Source organism: Parasphingopyxis sp. (assembly GCF_052168275.1).
In the GTDB taxonomy this organism is placed as follows: domain Bacteria; phylum Pseudomonadota; class Alphaproteobacteria; order Sphingomonadales; family Sphingomonadaceae; genus Parasphingopyxis.
The window spans coordinates 1-16,100 of sequence record NZ_JBQLZM010000101.1; the positions used below are offsets into that span (position 1 = coordinate 1).

Here is a 16,100-nt window from a genome sequence, read left to right on the forward strand (position 1 = left end):
GCTCGCGCTGGATCGCCTTCATTTGCTCGTTAAGATAATATTCGCGCTGGGTTTTCTCCATCTGGCGCTTCACGCGGCTGCGAATCTTTTTCTCGACCTGCAGCACGCCGAGCTCGCCCTCCATGAAGGCGAAGGCCATTTCGAGGCGCTTCGACGGATCGCGCTCGACGAGCATCGTCTGCTTGTCCGAGACCTTGGCGCCGATATTGGCGGCCACCGCGTCGGAAAGCTGCGAGGCGTCCTCGATCTGGCCGAGCTGGACGGCCGTTTCCTCGGGGATCTTCTTGTTGAGCTTCGCGTAATTTTCGAACTGCTCGACCGTCGAGCGCATGAGAGCGGTGACCTCGGGCCCTTCCGCCGGCTCGTCGTCGATCGGTTCGATATCGGCGATCAGATGCTCGTCGCGATAATGGATATCGGCGAGCGATGCGCGCTGCTGCCCTTCGACGAGCACGCGCACCGTGCCGTCGGGCAGCTTCAGCAGCTGCAGGACGGTAGCGGTGACGCCGATATCGTAGAGCGCGTCGCGATCGGGATCGTCTTCCGCGGGATCGAGCTGGGCGACGAGAAAAATGGTCTTGTCGGCAGCCATCGCGCGCTCGAGCGACACGACGGACTTGTCCCGGCCGACGAACAGCGGGACGATCATGTGCGGAAACACAACAATGTCGCGCAACGGCAGTACAGGAAGGGATAAGGTCATTCGGTGCTCCAGTTTCGGGTATCAGCCCGTATTTACCGGTTATATGGTGCGCGGGAGGGGCGTATCAATGCGCTAGCGAAATCGGGTGTTAATGGCTGGTTTCCCACTTTCCTCGTCGAGACGGCCGCCAGCGGATGTTCGTTTGCCCATTGAGGATTGCGCAATAATCTTTACACGCCTCGTCGTTAAGGGAATCTCCATGCGGTTTGCGGTCCGGTTTCTGTTTCTGTTCATTGGCTTGAATTCAATCGCCTATGCGGCGGACGAGCCTGCTTTCGGGCCGGTATCCGACTGGATCAGGCCGATCGATATTCCGTCCCCTGACCCGGAGCGCGGCGACCAGTCCGTGCAGTTTCTGTTGCATGACAATCAGACCCGCTTCGAAAACGGAGCGGACGAATTCTACATCGAATCCGCCAGCCTCGTTCAGAACCCGCAGGGCTTGGCGGCGCTCGGCACGGTGTCGATTGCCTGGCAGCCCGACCGGCAGGATCTGGTGATACACAAGCTGCATCTGATCCGGGACGGGGAGATTATCGACATTCTCGCCAACGGTCAGGAGTTCGCCATCCTGCGCCGCGAAAACAACCTGGAGCAAGCGACGCTGGACGGCGTCCTGACAGCCGTGATCCAGCCCGAAGGCATGGAAGTCGGCGATATCCTCAATGTCGCATACAGTTATCGTATGCGCGCCGGAGAAATCGATTTCGGGTCGGAGGATTTCTATTACCTCGCCCAAGGACTTCCCACCCGCCACCTGAGATACCGCCAGATTTGGCCGTCCGGGATGAACATGAGGTGGCAGGCTTCGGAAGCGATGGGAGAACCGCGCTCGCGTGAAACCGCCGACGGCACGGAACTGACGCTCGAGCTTCTCGACCGGGAGGCGCCGGAAGTACCGGAGAACGCGCCCGCTCGATTCACATTCGCGGCGACTTTCCAGCTGACGGACTATGAGAGCTGGAACGCCGTCGGCACGCTCTTCGCGCCTTACTACGAGGATGCTCGATCCCTGGCTGAAGATTCAAGCTTGCGCGCGGAGATAGAGCGGATAGCGGCTTCGACGAGCGATCCGCGCGAGCGCGTGATGGCCGCGCTCCAACTGGTTCAGGATCGTGTCCGCTACGTGGCGCTGGCGATGGGCGATAGCGGCTATGTGCCAGCCTCGGCCGATCAGACCTGGCGAAGGCGTTATGGCGATTGCAAGGGAAAAACGGCGCTGCTTCTCGCCATGCTCGACGCACTCGGTATCGAAGGGGTTCCGGCTCTCGTGAGTACAGGTTGGGGCGACGGCCTCGATCAACGCCTGCCCCAGGTCGCGCTGTTTGACCATGTCATCGTGCGAATCGAGATCGATGGCCAAACCTATTGGCTGGACGGAACCCAGATGGGCGATCGCGACATAGAAGCCCTCCGCTATTCACCCTATCGCTGGGCACTTCCCGTGCGCAGCGAGAATAGCGAGCTGGAGCCGTTGCCGCCTGTTTCCCCGCCCCGCCCCCTGCTCGAAACTCGGGTGGTGTATGACGCGTCCAACGGGTTTTCGTCCGAAGTCCCGGTAAACGGCGCGGTAGTGTTTCGCGGCAGTCTTGCGCAGATGATGCTGATGGCTGTTGGCCAGGTCGGTGACGAGCAGCTGCAGCAGCTGGTACGCGAGAGCTTCGCCGAGGTCGGCGAGAATCAGACTATCACGGAGATAACGGTCGGCGACGATCAGAATGTCGGCGAGTTTTCGATTTCGTTCACCGGCACGTCCCTGATGGAATGGCGCGCCGGGGCCGGCCGAAACAATCTGCGGTTCGAATTCGACGATGAAATCATCGACTGGGACGTCAGTTTCGAGCGCGACAATCCCGAGCACGCGGATCTGCCGTTCGGCATGGCGTTTCCGGCTTATATGGCAACGGAAGAAATCGTTATCCTGCCCAACGGCGGGGAAGGTTTCACGCTGGCGGGCGACGATATCAACGAGATCGTCGCCGGCACGCAAATCGCCAGAACTGCTTCGATCGAAAATGGGCGCGCCGTCGCTCGCAGCAGTTTCCGACGCCTCGAATTCGAAGTCGCCGCGGAACGGGCGCGGGCCGATTTCGATACGATCGAAGCGATCAAGGCCGACCAAGCCTATATCGTCGCTCCGTCCGACTATCAGATATCCGAAGCCGAGATCGCCCAAATCCTCGAGGGCGAGGCAGATTCCGCGAATGATCATATCAGGCGCGGGTTTCATCTCATGGGAGCCGGCCGTCAGGACGAGGCGGTAGCGGCCTATGATGCCGCGATCGCGCTCGAACCGGACAATGCGGCCGCACATGCCAATCGTGGCATCGCGCTGATCCAGCTCAACCGGACGGACGAGGCGGAAATTTCGCTCGATCGCGCCGAATCGCTGGATGCGACAGACTTTGTCGTGAAGCAGGGCTTGGGAATGCTCCATTTTTCACGGGGCGAGTATGAGGAGGCGATAGCCGCCTTTGCCGAATCGCTCGATACGAATCCCGGCAACGCCTACAGCCTGTTCGCGTTGCTATCGGCCTATCAGCGCACCGGTCAGCTCGGCGATGCGCTGGACACGATCGACACCATCGTCGAGGCGGAAGGCGACAGTCCGGAGATGAGTGGTCTGAGGGCCCGGATACTGCTCCATCTCGGCGACGAAGCCGGGGCGGTCAGCGTTATCGAGCAGATCACGGTGCCGGAAGGCGACCCGCTCAGCGCATATCTCACAAGGGCAGGCATATTACGGCGAGCCGGACGAGACGCCGAAGCGAGGGCCGAATATGGCAGGGCGCTTGCTTCGGTAGTGGAAGACCGCGCCGAAGATCCGAGCGATCAGATGCTGCTCATCGCGCACGCCCAGATACTGGACGACATCGGCGATGCGCCGCAGGCCGTGAGCATTCTGTCCCGGGCCATCGAGGAGGACGGGCAGAATGCCAATCTACTAAACCAACGGTGCTGGACGAGGCTCACGGCAAATATCGAGATCTTGGAAGCGCTGAACGATTGCGCACAGGCTGTCGAATTCGCGCCCGAAAACGCCGCGATATTGGATAGTCTCGCTTGGGCGAAATTGCGCCTGGGTCGCTGGGGCGAGGCGATTGACGATTTCGATGCCGCGCTCGCACTCGCGCCCGGTCTCGCAAGTTCCCTGTTCGGCCGTGCGATAGCGAAGGAGCGTAGCGGAGATTTCGAAGGAGCCCGAGTCGATTTGGCGGAGGCCCGGCGTAACGCGTTCGATATCGACGCGGAATACGGACCGTGGCTCGGCGATCTGACGCCGGGCGATATCGCTCAACCCTAAGCCGCGTCGTCGGCCGTCTTTTCTTCGGCCTTCGCGAAGACGCGGACCGGTTCCTTGCGGCCCTCGACGACGTCCTTGTCGATGACGACCTCGGTAACATTCTCCAGGGTCGGCAGGTCGAACATGGAATCGAGCAAGATGCCCTCGAGGATCGAGCGGAGGCCGCGGGCGCCGGTCTTGCGTTCGATCGCCTTCTTGGCGATCGCGATCAGCGCGTCGTCGGTGAATTCGAGCTTCACATCCTCCATGTCGAACAGCTTGCTATATTGTTTCACGAGCGCGTTCTTCGGCTCGCTCAGGATCTGGACCAGGGCGCCCTCGTCCAGATCGTCGAGCGTCGCGATGACCGGGAGGCGGCCGACAAATTCGGGAATCAGGCCGTATTTGAGCAGATCCTCGGGCTCGACATGGCGCAGAACCTCGCCGACGCGCCGCTCGTCGGGCGCTTCGACATGGGCGCCGAAGCCCATCGACTTGCCCTGCATGCGATCCGAGATCACCTTTTCGAGCCCGGCGAACGCGCCGCCGCAGACGAACAGGATATTGGTCGTATCGACCTGCAGGAATTCCTGCTGCGGGTGCTTGCGGCCGCCCTGCGGCGGAACGCTGGCGGTCGTGCCCTCCATCAGCTTGAGCAGCGCCTGCTGGACGCCTTCACCCGACACGTCGCGCGTGATCGAGGGATTGTCCGACTTGCGGCTGATCTTGTCGATCTCGTCGATATAGACGATGCCGCGCTGCGCGCGTTCGACATTGTAGTCGGACGCCTGGAGTAGCTTGAGGATGATATTCTCGACATCCTCGCCGACATAACCGGCTTCGGTCAGCGTCGTGGCGTCGGCCATGGTGAACGGCACGTCGAGGATGCGCGCCAGCGTCTGGGCGAGCAGCGTCTTGCCGCAGCCGGTCGGCCCGACGAGCATGATGTTCGACTTGGCGAGTTCGACATCGCTGCCGGCCGCGCCGTGGTTGAGCCGCTTGTAATGATTGTGGACCGCGACCGAGAGGACGCGCTTGGCCCTGTCCTGCCCGATCACGTAATCGTCGAGGACTTCGCAGATCTCGGCGGGCGTCGGGACGCCGCCTTCGCGCTTCGACGCGATCGAGCCCTTGGTTTCCTCGCGGATGATATCGTTGCAGAGCTCGACGCATTCGTCACAGATGAACACCGTCGGCCCGGCTATGAGCTTGCGCACTTCATGCTGCGATTTTCCGCAGAAAGAGCAATAGAGCGTGCTCTTGGAATCGCCGCCGCTAAGCTTTGTCATACTATATTCCCTCCGGCTGCATCGCCGCAGCCGCCATCAGTCTAGCCCGTCGATATCCGGCTAGACAATGACTTATTACACAAGAAAAATGCCTAATGGCTTAATCCGCCCTATCCGTCGGCCTTGGCTTCGGTTTCAGGGCGCTTTTCATAGACTTCGTCGACAAGGCCGAATGCCTTGGCCTCGTCGGCATCGAAAAACTTGTCGCGATCGACATTGTTTTCGATCTCCTTGATCGGCTGACCGGTATATTTGGCCATCAGTTCGTTCATCTTTGCGCGCGTCTTGATCAGTTCTTTCGCGTGGATTTCCACATCGGCCGCGGTGCCCTGCATGCCGCTGGACGGCTGGTGGATCATGACCTTGGCATTGGCGAGCGCGACGCGCATCCCCGGTTCGCCGGCGGTCAGGAGGAACGCGCCCATCGACGCCGCGAAGCCGACGCAGACGGTGCCGACGCGCGGCCGGATATATTGCATGGTATCGTGGATCGCCATGCCCGCCGTCACCGAACCGCCCGGCGAATTGATGTACATGTAGATGTCCTTCTTCGGATTTTCCGACTCAAGGAACAGCAGCTGGGCGGTGATCAGCGACGCCATATTGTCTTCGACGGGTCCGGTCAGGAAAATGATCCGATCGCGCAACAGCCGGGAGAAAATATCAAAACTGCGCTCGCCACGGTTCGATTGCTCGATGACGATGGGTACGAGCGCGTTTTCGATGGGATCAATCATTAGGGGCCTTTCCGGAAAACTGGTCGGGCCAACATCGCGACTTATGCGCCCCGCTTCAAGAGGGCTTAGCCCTTGTGCGACAATCCGGGTGCAGAAAAACCCAGATAGGAGAGTCTGCGCAACTCCCGCCGGCCCCGGACGACGGTATCGAGGATCAGTCCGGCGAACAGGTTCAGCGAGGCCAGCAGCATCAGTCCGGTCGAGAGGATGGCCGTCGGCAGGCGCGGCACGAGGCCCGTCTGCGCGTAGGTCACCGCCAGCGGAATCGCCAGGATGACCGCGGTAAGCGCCAGCAGCCCGGCGATCGCGCCGAAGAACAGTACCGGGCGCTCCATGCGGAACAGCGTCGCCATGGTCCGGAGAATGCGGAAACCGTCGCGATAGGTCGACAGCTTGGATTCGGAGCCTTCGGGCCGGGCGCTGTATTCGGTCACTTCCTCGGCGACCGGCATCTTCAGCTCGAGCGCGTGGACGCTGATTTCGGTCTCGATCTCGAAGCCCTGGGACAGCACCGGGAAGCTCTTGACGAAACGCCGTGAAAACACGCGGTAGCCCGAAAGGATGTCGTTGAAGCTGCGGCCGAAAAGCCGGGCCAGGATGCCGGTGAGCAGCGCATTGCCGAGCCTGTGACCGCTGCGATAGGCGGCCTCGACCTCGGTCTTGCGGGCGCCGACCACCATGTCGAGCTGTTCCTCGACAAGGCGGCGAACGAGGCGCGGCGCGGCGGCGGCTTCGTAGGTCGCGTCGCCATCGGCCATGATATAGATATCGGCCTCGACATCGGCGAACATCCGCCGGACGACATGGCCCTTGCCCTGCATGCGTTCGGTACGGACGATGGCGCCGGCCCTGCCCGCGACCTCGGCCGTGCGGTCCGAACTGTTATTGTCGTAAACGTAGATATCGGCCTGGGGCAGCGCGGCACGGAAATCGGCGACCGTCTGCGCGATCGCGGCTTCCTCGTTATAGCAGGGCAGGATGACCGCGATCGAGGGTGACCCCGGCAGCGGAAACGTGATTTCGCGTTCCGCCACAAATTCGCTGATATGCTCCATTGCCCGTCCTTGGCTGTCCCCGTGATGGGAGAGCTTCTAGGCGGGCAATGGTTAACAACAGGTTCGGAAATCCGTTTTTCCGGCGGAAAATCAGCCTTTCGAGGCGGGCGTTTTCCTGGCGGCCGGTTTTTTGGCGGCGGTCGTCTTTTTCGCCGCCGGTTTCTTGGCCGGTGCTTTTTTCGCAGTCGAGCCGGACGCGGCCGTCTTTCTGGCGGCAGGCTTGCTGGCCGGCGCCTTTTTCGCGGCCGGTTTCTTCGCCGTGGCCTTTTTGGCGGGAGTCTTCCTGGCAGCCGGCTTTTTCGCGGCGGCCTGCGGTTTTTCTTCCTCTTCGGCCTCGATCGCGGCTTCCAGTTCTTCGCGGGTCACCGTGCGATCGGTGATCGTCGCATTCTCGAACAGATAGTCGACGACCTTGTCCTCATAGAGCGGGGCGCGCAGCTGGGCGGCGGCCATCGGATCCTGCTGGATATACTGGATGAACCGCTCGCGATCTTCCGGGCCGTATTGCTGGGCGGCCTGGGCGATCAACTGGCTCATTTCGCTCTGGTTGATCTCGACGCCGTTTTTCTGGCCGATCTCGGAGAGCAGCAGGCCGAGGCGGACGCGCCGTTCGGCGATCGCCTTATACTCGTCCTTCTCGTCTTCCATTTCCTTGCGCGCGGCTTCGGGATCGGGCTCGTGCGACGCTTCATGTTCGAGCTGCTTCCAGATCTGCTCGAATTCCGCCTCGACCATCGTCGGCGGTACGGGGAAATCGTGGTTCGCGGCCAGATAGTCGAGCAGTTTACGCTTCATGTGCGTGCGCGTCAGGCCGTTGAGCTCCTGCTCGACCTGGCCCTTCATCAGCTCGCGCAGCTTGTCGATGCCCTCGAGGCCGAGCGATTTCGCGAAATCGTCGTCGGCCTTGGCTTCCTTGGGCGTACGGACTTCGCCGACGGTGATGTCGAAAACCGCGTCCTTGCCCTTCAGATAATCGACATTGTAATCGTCCGGGAACGTGACCTTCACTTCCTTGGCGTCATTGGCTTTCACGCCGACAAGCTGGTCCTCGAAGCCGGGAATCAGCTGGCCCGAGCCGATCGTGACCGACATGCCCTCGCCCTTGCCGCCTTCGAACGGCTCGCCATCGACCTTGCCCTCGAAGTCCATGACGACGAGATCGCCTTCTTTGGCCTTGTAGGTCTTGGTGGCGGTTTCGTAGCTTTTCTGGTTTTCCGCGAGATTCTGGATCGCCGCGTCCACGGCCTTGTCGTCGGCCTCGACCGTCAGGCGCTCGAGCGTGATATCGTCGATCTTGGTTTCCGGGATCTCGGGCAGAACTTCGACCTTCATCGAAATCTCGATATCCTTGCCACGCTCCCAGTCCGGGTCGAGCGCGACTTCGGGCTGCATGGCCGGACGGATCTTCTGGTCGGCCATCGCTTCCTGGATGCCGCTCTGGATCGCCTTGTTGACGACGTCCTGCTCGATGGCATCGCCGTGCATCTTGCGCACGAGATTGGTGGGCACCTTGCCCGGGCGGAAGCCGGGCATCCGCACCTGCGGCGCAATTTCCTTGAGCTGCTGGTCCACCTGCTTCTCGATGTCGGCAAACGGGATGGTGAGGGTGTAGGCGCGCTTCAGGCCTTCATTGAGCGTTTCAACGGTCTGCATGGTTCTTACAATCAAGCCTTCGTCAGAAAGGGAAATCGGGAGGCGGTTTGACCGCGGGTTGGTGGCAAGCCTGGTGCGGGCGAAGGGACTCGAACCCCCACATCTTTCGATACTTGGACCTAAACCAAGCGCGTCTACCAGTTCCGCCACGCCCGCTAGAGGACCGCCGGTCGGCGGCGTCTATAGCAATAACGCGCGGAAGGGCAAGCGATGATACCGTTCGCAAGGCCGAACCGAACGTCGCTTCACGCCGAATCGATTTGCCTCGCCGATTTGCGGCCTCGCCTTCTGGCCATCGCCCATTTCGCAGACTAATAAGGTCTCCCATCTTTAAACGGGATCGCAATGAGCTTTTTGAAAACCCTTTTCTGGATCGTCCTTTCGGCTGTCGTCGTGCTGTTCTCGATCAACAACTGGCTGCCCGTGACCGTAAACCTGTGGGGCGGTTTGCAGGCCGACGTCAAAATGCCGATCCTGCTGTTCTTCTTCTTTCTCGTCGGCTTCGTCCCGACGGTCATCTATTACCGGACCAAGGCATGGCGCATGGGCAAACGGCTCGACACGGTGTCGCGCGAACTGGCCGACGAGCGCGGCATGAAGCGGTTCCGGGCGCCCGCACGGGCCGAGAGCGCCGACAAGCCGGCCGGGGACGAGCTGACCCTCGACACACCGGCGCCGCGCGGAAGCAGCGCATGAGGAGCCCGATCTTCATCGCCCTCGACACGCCCGATATCGAGCGCGCGAAAGGCATCGCCTCGGCCGTTCGCCACCATATCGGCGGCATCAAGCTAGGTCTGGAATTCTTCGCGGCCAACGGCCCGGAAGGCGTAAAGGAAATGGCGGCGCTCGATCTTCCGATTTTCCTCGACCTCAAGCTGCACGACATTCCGAACACGGTCGCCAAGGCGGTTCAGGCGTTGCGGCCCATCGAGCCCGCGATCCTCACCGTGCATGCCGGCGGCGGGCGGGCGATGATGGAGGATGCCAAAGCGGCGGCGCCGATGAACACCAAGGTCGTCGGCGTGACGGTTCTCACCAGCCTCGACGGCGAAGACCTGCACGACATGGGTGTCGACGGCGATCCCCACGACCAGGTGGCGCGATTGACCGAACTCGCGAAACTGTCGGGTCTCGATGGCATCGTCTGCTCGGGCCGCGAGCTCAAGGCGGCCAAGAAGATCTGGCCGGACGGCTTTTTCGTCGTACCCGGCGTGCGGCCGTCCAGCGGCAAGACGGGCGATCAGAAGCGCATCGTGACGCCGGCCGATGCCCTCCATTCGGGCGCCTCGATCATCGTGATCGGCCGCCCGATCACCCAGGCCGAGGAACCCGATCTCGCGGCAAGGGCGATAGAAGCGACTCTATGACAGCACGAATAAATGTGGCAACCGCTGCCGCTGCAGCCATGCTCGCTCTATCAGCTTCAACGGCCCATGGATCAGAACTGCAGAAGGGCGCGTGCCAACAGTTTGGACCGGATGTATCACAATTGCTTTTCGTTATGGGATATGGATCGGTAGGCCAGATCAATTGCCGCAACGCGACCATCGACTGGCAAGGTCGCATCTCATTTCTGTATGCGAGCGGCCCTAATCGAGGCGAACCTCTACTCTCCTTCATCGGATCGCCTAGCGGTCGTGAATATTCGTTGATTGTGGCAGAAATCGAAGATTCGATTGGCCGCCGAAATGCCGAAGGACAATGCCAGCTTAGCGTCTCAAGTGGAGACGATCGGCGGCGAATTTTCTGTTTCGCAACAACTACCGACGCAGAGCCAACGCTAGCGTTCGTTACTCGATTTGAAATTGCGGATTCAGCACGCGAAATAGGTGTTGACCATTATGCTGAAGGTCACTGCGACCTTACGCACGAGATGCGAGCCATGATAACCGATTTCTTGGTCGCTGCAGCATACGACGAGACTGGTGAAATGCTCGAAGTCGCAGGCGATCTGAATTGGCAATGCGGGGCTATGCGCATTACCTCTGACAACACGCGACGATTCGCTGGAAGATCCGATCCCGGCGAAGAACTAGCTTTTTCCGGAACGATTACATCTGGCGACCGGCAGCGAATGCTGATTGATCAGATAACTCTGCCCGATGGATCGTCAGTTGCGGCAGTTGGAGGTTCATGTGTCGACACGCGACAGGCTGACGGATCACTGCATACGAGCTGCGGTGCGCTCTATCGTCAGGGCGACGACTATTGGAGCGCGATCGTAATGTTTTCACCATCTCGCGAGAATTGACGTAAGGAAATGGCCGACATCGATGTGAAGATATGCGGCCTGACTTCGGTCGAGGCGATCGAGGCTGCGGCGGACGCCGGCGCGGCCTATGCCGGATTCGTGTTCTACGATCCCAGTCCGCGCAATATCCGGCCGCGCGAGGCGCCCGGCCTGGTCAAGCATGTCCCGAAAGGCATGAAACGGGTCGGCGTTTTCGTCGAACCGGAGGATTCGCTGCTCGAAAGGGCCATCGCCGCCGCGCGCCTCGATGTCGTGCAGCTGCACGGGGAGGAACGGCCCGAACGGCTCAAATCGATCAAGGCGCGGCTCGATGTCGATATCTGGAAGGCGATCCCGGTCAGCGCCGCCAGCGATCTCGACCGCGCGCGGCTGTATCGCGATCATGCCGACATGATCCTGTTCGACGCCCGCACGCCCAAGGCCTCGCGCCTGCCCGGCGGCATGGGAATCGCCTTCGACTGGAAGTTCCTCAGTCACTTCAGCCACAAGATGCCCTGGGGCCTGTCCGGAGGCCTGACTGCGGAGAATGTGACCGAGGCGACCGCGACGACCGGGGCCACCATGCTCGACGTGTCGTCCGGCGTCGAAAGCGAGCCGGGCGTCAAGGATCCCGCCAGGATTTCCGCATTCATGGAAGCCGTGAAAGCCGTATGACCGATCAATCCCCGCCCCCCAACAGCTATCGCGCCCAGCCCGACGAGCGCGGCCATTTCGGCGATTATGGCGGCCGCTACGTCGCCGAAACGCTGATGCCGCTGATCCTCGATCTCGAGAAGGAATATCGCGCGGCGAAGCAGGACCCCGCCTTCCAGGCCGAATTCGACGGCCTGCTCGAACATTATGTCGGCCGCCCCTCCCCGCTCTATTTTGCGGAGCGGCTGACCGAGGAAGTGCGCCGGGATGCCGCCGACGGCAAAGGCGCGCAGATCTGGTTCAAGCGCGACGAGCTCAACCATACCGGGGCGCACAAGATCAACAACTGCATCGGCCAGATCCTGCTCGCCAGACGGATGGGGAAGACGCGGATCATCGCCGAGACGGGAGCCGGCCAGCACGGCGTGGCGACGGCGACGGTCGCCGCGCGGTTCGGCCTGCCCTGCGTCATCTATATGGGCGCCCGCGATATCGAGCGGCAGCAGCCCAACGTGTTCCGGATGAAGCTGCTCGGCGCCGATGTCGTGCCCGTCACCAGCGGCGCGGAAACGCTGAAGGATGCGATGAACGAGGGGCTGCGCGACTGGGTCGCGAACGTCCACGACACCTTCTACATCATCGGAACCGCGGCGGGGCCCCATCCCTATCCCGAGCTCGTCCGCGATTTCCAGAGCGTGATCGGCACCGAGGCGCGCACCCAGATGCTCGAGCGGACCGGCCAGCTGCCCGACCTGCTCGTCGCCGCGATCGGCGGGGGATCGAACGCAATCGGCCTGTTCCACCCGTTTCTCGACGATCCCGACGTGGCGATGCTCGGCATCGAGGCGGCCGGCGAAGGGCTGGACAAGCGCCACGCCGCAAGCCTTGCCGGGGGCGATCCCGGCGTCCTTCACGGCAATAAAACCTATCTTCTCCAGGACGACGACGGCCAGATCGCCGAAGCGCATTCGATCTCGGCCGGGCTCGACTATCCGGGCATCGGCCCCGAACATGCATGGCTCAAGGAAAGCGGCCGGGTCGACTATTCGAGCGTGACGGACGGCGAGGCGCTCGAGGCGTTCCAGCTGCTCTGCCGGACCGAGGGCATCATCCCGGCGCTCGAACCGAGCCACGCGATTGCCGCCGTCGTCGAGCGGGCGAGAACCATGGATCGCGACCGGATCGTGCTCGCCAATCTGTGCGGCCGGGGCGACAAGGACATCTTCACCGTCGCCGACGCACTGGGAGTGAAGATGTGAGCGATCGGCTCGGTCAGGCCTTTGCGCGATGCCATGAGGGTGGCCGGGCGGCCCTCGTCGCTTTCGTCACGGGCGGCGATCCGTCGCCGAACGATACCGGCGCAATCCTCGATGCGCTGGTGGACGGCGGCGCGGATGTCATCGAGCTCGGCATGCCCTTCACCGATCCGATGGCCGACGGCCCGTCGATCCAGGAAGCGAATCTCCGGTCGCTCGGCGCGGGTACGACGACGGCCGATCTCTTCGCCATCGCCCGCGATTTTCGCGGCCGTCATCCGGACACACCGCTGGTCCTGATGGGCTATGCCAATCCCATGATCCGGCGCGGGCCCGCATGGTTCGCTGACCAATGCCGCGAGGCCGGTGTCGACGGCGTTATCTGCGTCGATATCCCGACCGAAGAGGACGACGCGCTCGGCCCGGCGCTGCGCGATGCGGGGATCGATACGATTCGCCTCGCCACGCCCACGACGGACGAAGCGCGCCTGCCGGCCGTGCTCGATGGCGCGTCGGGCTTTCTCTACTATGTCTCGGTCGCCGGGATTACGGGCAAGCAGCAGGCGGCGCAGGACAGTATCGAGGCCGCGTTGGCCAGGCTGAAGGCGCATACCGACCTCCCCGTCGCGGTCGGTTTCGGCGTGCGGACGCCCGGACAGGCCGCCGATATCGCCCGCGTCGCCGATGGCGTCGTCGTCGGGTCGGCGATCGTCGAACTGGTCGGCGAACATGGCGCGGATGCACCCGGCCCGGTTCGCGACTATGTTGCGTCGCTATCCGCCGCTATACAGTCCGCGCGCACATGACAGGAAACCGCCCATGAACTGGTTCAACAACGTCCGGAACCGCATCCCCTTCATTTCGAAGCGGACGACCGAGGACACGCTCTGGCACAAGTGCCGCGACTGCAACCAGATGGTGTTCACCAAGGAATATGAGGAAAACCTCTCGGTCTGTCCCGAATGCGGCTTTCACGGCAGGATCGGCCCGTCGACCCGCTTTTTCCAGCTGTTCGACGATCATAGCTGGGAGGAATTGCCCGTGCCCAGGGTGAAGGAAGATCCGCTCAAGTTCCGCGACCAGAAGAAATATGTCGACCGGCTGAAGGCCGCCCGGGCGGCGACCGGGGAAAGCGACGCCTTCGTCAACGCCAAGGGCACGATCAAGGGCCAGGACGCGGTGATCGGCGTCCAGGATTTCGCTTTCATGGGCGGTTCGATGGGGCTGGCCGTCGGCGAAGCGTTCGTCCGCGGTGCCCGCGCGGCGGTTGAGGCGGGCTGCCCCTATATCGTCTTCACCGCATCGGGAGGCGCGCGGATGCAGGAAGGCGCGCTCTCGCTGATGCAGATGCCCAAGATGACCGTCGCGGTCGAGGAACTGCGCGAGGCCGGCCTGCCCTATATCGTCGTGCTGACCGACCCGACATCGGGCGGCGTCATGGCCAGCTATGCGATGCTCGGCGATGTCCAGATCGCCGAACCCAAGGCGCTGCTCGCCTTTACCGGCCGCCGCGTGATCGAGAACACGATCCGCGAGAAGCTGCCCGACAATTTCCAGAGCGCCGAATATCTGCTCGATCACGGCACGCTCGACATGATCGTCGCCCGCAAGGAACTGCGCGACACGCTCGCCCAGCTGATCGATTTTCTCGCGCCCTCGCGCCAGGCCGCCTAAGTCACAACCGGCATGGCCGATCACGCGCGTTCGGACGATCCGGCGGTCCAGCGCCAACTCGACAGGCTGGCGACACTGTCGCCCGGCCGCGATACGCTCGGCCTCGAGCGGATAGCCGTACTGCTCGACCGGCTCGGCAACCCGCATCGCGAACTCCCGCCGATATTCCATGTCGCGGGAACCAACGGCAAGGGCTCGACCTGCGCCTTTCTGCGGGCGGCGATCGAGGCGGCCGGGCTGTCCGCCCATGTCTATACGAGCCCGCATCTCGTCCGCTTCAACGAACGGATTCGGGTTGCGGGAACGCTGATCGCCGACGACGCGCTCGCGCCGTTGCTGGCCGAGGTGCTGGACCAGGCCGAGGGCATCGATCCGAGCTTTTTCGAGGCGACGACGGCCGCCGCCTTTCTCGCCTTCTCCCGGACGCCCGCCGATGCATGCGTGATCGAGGTCGGGCTCGGCGGGCGGCTCGACGCGACCAATGTGATCGAGCGGCCGCTGGTGACCGGTATCGCCCATCTCGGGATCGATCACGAGGCCTTTCTCGGTTCCGACATCGCCGTGATCGCCGCCGAGAAAGCCGGCATCGCCAAACGCGGACGGCCGCTGGTCACGCAGGAATATGACGCGCCGCTCGCGCGATCCATTGCGCGGGTCGCCGGGGAGAGGGGCGCGGAATGGATTGCCCGTGGACGCGACTGGCGCGGCACCGCCTATCGCGGGCAGCTTCACTATCGCGACGGCGAACGCCGGTATCGCCTCCCCCTCCCCCGATTGCCGGGCGCGCATCAGGTCGACAACGCCCTGCTCGCCATCGCGATGCTCAGCCACCAGCAGGCGGTGGCGGTGCCCGAAGCCGCGCTTAGGGCGGCGATGGGTTGGGCCGACTGGCCGGCGCGATTGCAGAAGCTCGAACCGGGGCCGCTGACCGCGCGGCTACGCGACGGCATGGAAGTCTGGCTGGACGGCGGCCACAATGTATTGGCGGCCGAAGCGCTTGCCGCCCATTTCGCGGATATCGAGCACCTCCATCTCGTCATGGGCATGCTCGCCAACAAGGATCCGGCCGGGTTTCTGGAGCCGCTGTCCGGCATCGCCCGATCGGCGACCTTCCTGCCTATCGACAACCACGCCTGCCATGCGCCCGAAGCATTGGCCGAGATAGCGTGTGGCTTGGGCATGGCCGCCGACACCGCCTCCGATATCGATGCCGCGTTCCGCGCGCTCGCGGCGCAAGGCGATGACGCTCCGTCCCGCATCGCGATCGTCGGATCGCTCTATCTCGCCGGCCACGTGTTGCGCGCGAACACCCAATATCCTGAATGACTTCTTATTGCGATTGACTTGCAATAGCAGATATAAGCATAAGGCCTTCCAGACGAAAGGAAGCCTTTGTCCGAATCCAGCAAGCTCGATACTATGCTGCCGCACGCCGCGCCGGTGTGCGGCGATGCCCGCACCCTGCTCTTCACGATCCGCCGCATGGCGATGCACGGGCTCAATGACGCCTTCGCCGCCAACGCGATGCTCGCCGCCTATGGCCTGCGGTACCGCAAACCCCTGCTT

14 protein-coding genes and 1 tRNA gene are annotated in these 16,100 nt (G+C 62.6%); 9 read left to right on the forward strand and 6 right to left on the reverse strand.

The annotated features are described in order from the left end of the window. Positions 1–703, reverse strand: a 703-nt coding sequence (locus ACTS1X_RS08860; protein WP_442614026.1) for an LON peptidase substrate-binding domain-containing protein, incomplete at its 3' end; no start/stop codon positions are given. Positions 704–1,049: 346 nt separating this feature from the next. Between ACTS1X_RS08860 and ACTS1X_RS08865 the strand changes: the two genes are divergently transcribed. Next, complete coding sequence (locus tag ACTS1X_RS08865; protein ID WP_442614027.1) at positions 1,050–4,007, forward strand: tetratricopeptide repeat protein; 2,958 nt, start codon at positions 1,050–1,052, stop codon at positions 4,005–4,007. On the opposite strand, the gene clpX is transcribed toward ACTS1X_RS08865, so the two are convergent. From clpX to ACTS1X_RS08890, 5 genes are all read right to left on the reverse strand, one after another. Continuing rightward, positions 4,004–5,275 carry an ATP-dependent Clp protease ATP-binding subunit ClpX gene (clpX, locus tag ACTS1X_RS08870; RefSeq protein WP_442614028.1) on the reverse strand — a complete coding sequence of 424 codons (1,272 nt, stop codon included), beginning with the start codon at positions 5,273–5,275 and terminating at the stop codon, positions 4,004–4,006. The genes ACTS1X_RS08865 and clpX overlap by 4 nt on opposite strands. Positions 5,276–5,385: 110 nt before the next feature. After that, complete coding sequence (locus ACTS1X_RS08875) at positions 5,386–6,012, reverse strand: ATP-dependent Clp protease proteolytic subunit (protein WP_176868384.1); 627 nt, start codon at positions 6,010–6,012, stop codon at positions 5,386–5,388. A gap of 65 nt (positions 6,013–6,077) precedes the next feature. Beyond that, on the reverse strand, positions 6,078–7,067 hold the full coding sequence (locus tag ACTS1X_RS08880; protein ID WP_442614029.1) for a glycosyltransferase family 2 protein: 990 nt from the start codon (positions 7,065–7,067) through the stop codon (positions 6,078–6,080). 90 nt (positions 7,068–7,157) lie between these two features. Next, positions 7,158–8,720, reverse strand: coding sequence for a trigger factor (gene tig / locus ACTS1X_RS08885; protein ID WP_442614030.1), 1,563 nt, complete (start codon positions 8,718–8,720; stop codon positions 7,158–7,160). Between the two features lie 71 nt (positions 8,721–8,791). After that, positions 8,792–8,876, reverse strand: a tRNA-Leu gene (locus tag ACTS1X_RS08890). 189 nt (positions 8,877–9,065) lie between these two features. On the opposite strand from ACTS1X_RS08890, the gene ACTS1X_RS08895 reads away from it, so the two are divergent. From ACTS1X_RS08895 to ACTS1X_RS08930, 8 genes are read left to right on the forward strand one after another with little or no spacing between them, the layout of a single operon-like run. Further along, a complete protein-coding gene (locus ACTS1X_RS08895) occupies positions 9,066–9,416 on the forward strand; it encodes a hypothetical protein (protein WP_442614031.1) in 351 nt (116 codons plus the stop codon). Beyond that, complete coding sequence (pyrF, locus tag ACTS1X_RS08900) at positions 9,413–10,087, forward strand: orotidine-5'-phosphate decarboxylase (RefSeq protein ID WP_442614032.1); 675 nt, start codon at positions 9,413–9,415, stop codon at positions 10,085–10,087. The genes ACTS1X_RS08895 and pyrF overlap by 4 nt, the downstream gene beginning before the upstream one ends. Continuing rightward, positions 10,084–10,971 (forward strand): hypothetical protein, encoded by an 888-nt coding sequence (locus tag ACTS1X_RS08905; protein WP_442614033.1) that lies wholly within the window; start codon positions 10,084–10,086, stop codon positions 10,969–10,971. The genes pyrF and ACTS1X_RS08905 overlap by 4 nt, the downstream gene beginning before the upstream one ends. Before the next feature lie 9 nt (positions 10,972–10,980). Further along, on the forward strand, positions 10,981–11,625 hold the full coding sequence (locus ACTS1X_RS08910; RefSeq protein WP_442614034.1) for a phosphoribosylanthranilate isomerase: 645 nt from the start codon (positions 10,981–10,983) through the stop codon (positions 11,623–11,625). After that, complete coding sequence (trpB, locus tag ACTS1X_RS08915) at positions 11,622–12,863, forward strand: tryptophan synthase subunit beta (RefSeq protein ID WP_442614035.1); 1,242 nt, start codon at positions 11,622–11,624, stop codon at positions 12,861–12,863. The genes ACTS1X_RS08910 and trpB overlap by 4 nt, the downstream gene beginning before the upstream one ends. After that, the gene (trpA, locus tag ACTS1X_RS08920) at positions 12,860–13,666 is read left to right on the forward strand and encodes a tryptophan synthase subunit alpha (RefSeq protein ID WP_442614036.1); all 807 of its coding nucleotides are present in this window, start codon (positions 12,860–12,862) and stop codon (positions 13,664–13,666) included. Before trpB ends, trpA begins: the two co-directional genes overlap by 4 nt. Positions 13,667–13,679: 13 nt before the next feature. Further along, complete coding sequence (gene accD, locus ACTS1X_RS08925; protein ID WP_442614037.1) at positions 13,680–14,534, forward strand: acetyl-CoA carboxylase, carboxyltransferase subunit beta; 855 nt, start codon at positions 13,680–13,682, stop codon at positions 14,532–14,534. 12 nt (positions 14,535–14,546) lie between these two features. Further along, positions 14,547–15,860: a bifunctional folylpolyglutamate synthase/dihydrofolate synthase gene (locus ACTS1X_RS08930; protein WP_442614038.1), complete on the forward strand. Its 1,314-nt coding sequence runs from the start codon at positions 14,547–14,549 to the stop codon at positions 15,858–15,860. The last annotated feature ends 240 nt before the right edge of the window (positions 15,861–16,100 follow it).

Coding starts and splice junctions, on each gene's coding strand:
- clpX (WP_442614028.1), bottom strand. CDS start 5,275: ATGACAAAGCTTAGCGGCGGCGATTCCAAGAGCACGCTCTATTGCTCT.
- tig (WP_442614030.1), bottom strand. CDS start 8,720: ATGCAGACCGTTGAAACGCTCAATGAAGGCCTGAAGCGCGCCTACACC.
- trpB (WP_442614035.1), top strand. CDS start 11,622: ATGACCGATCAATCCCCGCCCCCCAACAGCTATCGCGCCCAGCCCGAC.
- ACTS1X_RS08910 (WP_442614034.1), top strand. CDS start 10,981: ATGGCCGACATCGATGTGAAGATATGCGGCCTGACTTCGGTCGAGGCG.
- accD (WP_442614037.1), top strand. CDS start 13,680: ATGAACTGGTTCAACAACGTCCGGAACCGCATCCCCTTCATTTCGAAG.
- ACTS1X_RS08895 (WP_442614031.1), top strand. CDS start 9,066: ATGAGCTTTTTGAAAACCCTTTTCTGGATCGTCCTTTCGGCTGTCGTC.
- ACTS1X_RS08875 (WP_176868384.1), bottom strand. CDS start 6,012: ATGATTGATCCCATCGAAAACGCGCTCGTACCCATCGTCATCGAGCAA.
- ACTS1X_RS08930 (WP_442614038.1), top strand. CDS start 14,547: ATGGCCGATCACGCGCGTTCGGACGATCCGGCGGTCCAGCGCCAACTC.
- ACTS1X_RS08880 (WP_442614029.1), bottom strand. CDS start 7,067: ATGGAGCATATCAGCGAATTTGTGGCGGAACGCGAAATCACGTTTCCG.
- ACTS1X_RS08905 (WP_442614033.1), top strand. CDS start 10,084: ATGACAGCACGAATAAATGTGGCAACCGCTGCCGCTGCAGCCATGCTC.
- pyrF (WP_442614032.1), top strand. CDS start 9,413: ATGAGGAGCCCGATCTTCATCGCCCTCGACACGCCCGATATCGAGCGC.